Raw genomic sequence first — 3,107 nt, forward strand, 5'->3', positions numbered from 1 at the left:
CCTCGTGATGGAGAATCCCGATTCGATCTCGAAGGCCGTGCTGCAGCGCGGGCTGGATGCGCACACGGCGTTTGAAATCGTCTCGATCGACATTGCCGACATCGAGGTCGGCGAGAACATCGGCGCTCGCTTGCAAGCGGACCAGGCCGAGGCCGACATGCGCGTCGCCCGGGCCAAGGCCGAGGAGCGGCGGGCATTTGCGATCTCACGTGAGCAGGAGATGAAGGCCCTCGTCTCGGAAAATCGCGCTCGGGTGATCATGGCCGAGGCTGAAGTCCCGCTGGCCATGGCGCAGGCGTTCCGCGAAGGCAATTTCTACCTGCACAGCGGAGCCGCCGGCGGTGCGCAAGGCGGAAACGGCGCGCCCAGCCAGAAATAGCCGCTGCCGACCTGTTCAGGCAGCCTCACGTCCACGTAGACGCGCCGGGATCGAACACTCGCGCTGCCGTTGGATCTGCAGCCGAGCGACGGCCCGGTGTCTGAGGATGCGGCCGTGTCCGATCTCGTCGGAACTCCCTGACCAGGGGTCCGATTGACTGCCCTTACACGGTCGCGGAGGTCCAGTAGTCGAAATCGTGGCGGATCATCGCCCAGGTTTCCTCCACGACCGCCGGATGCGCCGCGTCGGTATCGTAGCCCCAGGGATTGTACAACTCGTAGGACTGCGTTGCGGAATCGTAACCGATCACCATGTAGAAGTGGCGGGTCACGATGAAACTGTTCGTCCCGCTGTTCTTCGATCCCAGGGTCATCGCCTTGTGTTGGTTGAAGGCTTTCCAGAAATCGCTCTGCGACGATTGGCCGAGCCAGTTCACTACTTTGGTGTTTGACGCCGACGCGCCGGTAAGCTGGGAGAATGCGTCGGACGAATAGCCGCCGCCGCCGATGGCGGTGTAGCTATTGGTGCCGCCGTGGCCCATCCAGCCTGACTCATCCAATTGGGCGTAAGCCTTTTCAGCCAGCGCCACCCAGAGCGTGTTGTAGGAGGCCGTGTAGGGCCCGGCGCCCCAGTCGGCGAAATAAGCATAGTTGCCATTCACCGGCAGCTCGCGATTGACGGTGACGTAGACCGCCGCGCGGTTGTGATAGAACTCGACGGTGAACGTGCCATCGCCGTTGTCGGTGAACATATTGACGATGGTCTGCGGCGAGTGTTGAGCCACTTCGCCTAGAGCAGCGATCAGGTAGCAATCCCCCGCCGCGCCCTGAGCAACGTCGGTGTAGCTGGGGCCATTGGCGCCGAACAGGTTGCCGCTAACGGACTGGTATTGGATGTTATCTCCGGCGCCAATCCACGGCATGTCGCCCCCTTCGAACCACTTGTCGACGAGCTTCGCCAAATGGTCGCCCGGATTGCCGGCAACAAGGTTGCCCAGCGGAGCGTCTTGGTAGTGCGCGTTGGCAGGGTCGCCGAACACGACTTTGTTGCCCAGATAGCGAACCGCGTTGGGCTCGGCCAGACTGCCCCAGAGCAATACCTTCATGTCGGAAATATTATTGAGGCTTACCGTGCCATAGTTGGGGAGCACGCTGAACACGCCGTTGGTCTCGATCTGGGTGTAAATCCCCAGCATATCGTTGCGAGTCAGGCTGTTGTCGCGGAAGTAATCGTAACGGGCCTCGGAGCGAACCATGGGATCTCTTAAGTAGTGGTCGAAGAAGTCGAAGCCTTGCACGCCGTTGTTGGAGATCGGCGTGGCCGGACCCCAATGGGCAAAGATATGGTCCGCGGCCGACTTACGAATCAACGAATTGTGTCCCCCTTCGCCATAGAGCCAGTTCGCGCCGCCGGTCCCAGCGTACAGATAATCGTGGCCGTTGCCGCCGAAGATATAGTTGGTGCCGCTGCCGCCATAGAGCGAAGTGACGCCGTCGTCGCCAAACAGCTCGTTGGTGCCGGGGCCGCCAAAGAGCATGGAGCTGCCGGTGCGGCTGTCGAGGTAGTTATTGCCCGAGCCGCCGATGAGCATGTCGGTTCCGGAGCCGCCGAAGAAGGTGTCGTTCCCGGTGCCGCCGTAGGCGACCATCGAAATAGACGTGCGGTTGTCGACGAAATCGTTGCCGCCGAACCCGTGGAAAATGATCTTCGTGACGGTTGTCGGATCGAAGGCCGCAACTTGCGGAGTGTTGATATTCGCGAGCGATACGGTGAGCAAATCGGGCAAATTGCCCGCGCCGTTGCCAGCTCGATGGTTGATGTAGATGTTGACGGTGTCGTCGTGCGTGGGACTGGCCTCGATGGTGACGACGCCTGCCGAATCCATGTTGATGCTCCCCTCGGCCATTGGACCCGGCGGAGGCTGAGTGAATACGCCAGGCCCAGTGAACACAATTCCTTGGAGTGGGCTAACGGTAAACAGACGGCGGTCTTCGACTTGCTCGAAGCGCAGCGTGCGGCTGCGCCGTGAAGGGATGCGAGGCGTAGAACGCCGAGAGTTTTTGGGCAAGCGTTTCATGGCTATTCGTGGGGTTAGGCGTTATTGGCTGTTGAATGCGTCCAACTTTATCAGCGTAGAAACTCGCCCGGTGTTACAGCGGGTGGCGAAGTTTTTTGGATGATCGCGTCGAACCGATTCATAATGGGCCATGCAGGCTGCGTGGAAGGGTGGCGAGACGTCGCGTCTATCGGCCAGAAAACCGCACTTGCATTCGGCGCTGCCCCTGGAATTGGCGGAGCAGACTCGAGACCTATCGCCATGTTCGCGGCAGGCTCGGCGCGATCACTTTAATCGAGCCGAGCGGTCAATCAGGAGATAACCGGTGTCTCGATTGGAATCCGGAATAACGCGGGCCTCGCGACGGATCTGATCCCTCGCCTGATCCTTCTTCTTGCGGCGGTCACCGCCCGACCGCTTGCCGCTCGATCGAAATGCGCTGGCTGATGCCCGTGAGATTCATTCCAACGACGGCGCCCTGACTTGCCGAAGCACGCTGCACCGCAGAGAGAGCGATATCGTGAACTCAAGAAGATTCTCGACAACGCACTTGTTTTACGCGAAGAAAGGGATTACGTTGGCCGGTTAGCGAATGCATTCGGAAGACTAAGCGAACGGCGACCCGCCGTGGCGGGGAGCTTGTTGAAGAGTAAACCGACGTGGCGGAATACC

Annotated in this window: 2 protein-coding genes; one reads left to right on the forward strand and one right to left on the reverse strand. The window is 60.3% G+C overall.

Going from position 1 to position 3,107, the window contains the following annotated elements; all coding sequences use genetic code 11:
- Positions 1–379: flotillin-like FloA family protein (locus VGY55_09530; protein ID HEV2970219.1), on the forward strand; the 379-nt coding region annotated here is incomplete at its 5' end.
- Positions 380–542: 163 nt separating this feature from the next.
- Here the strand turns inward: VGY55_09530 and VGY55_09535 are convergent.
- Positions 543–2,264 (reverse strand): C2 family cysteine protease, encoded by a 1,722-nt coding sequence (locus VGY55_09535; GenBank protein ID HEV2970220.1) that lies wholly within the window; start codon positions 2,262–2,264, stop codon positions 543–545.
- Positions 2,265–3,107: the final 843 nt, after the last annotated feature.

This window comes from Pirellulales bacterium (assembly GCA_035939775.1).
Taxonomy (GTDB): domain Bacteria; phylum Planctomycetota; class Planctomycetia; order Pirellulales; family DATAWG01; genus DASZFO01.

What these genes read in the sequence shown, in the direction of transcription:
- VGY55_09535 (HEV2970220.1), bottom strand. Translation starts at nt 2,264, where the DNA reads ATGGATTCGGCAGGCGTCGTCACCATCGAGGCCAGTCCCACGCACGAC.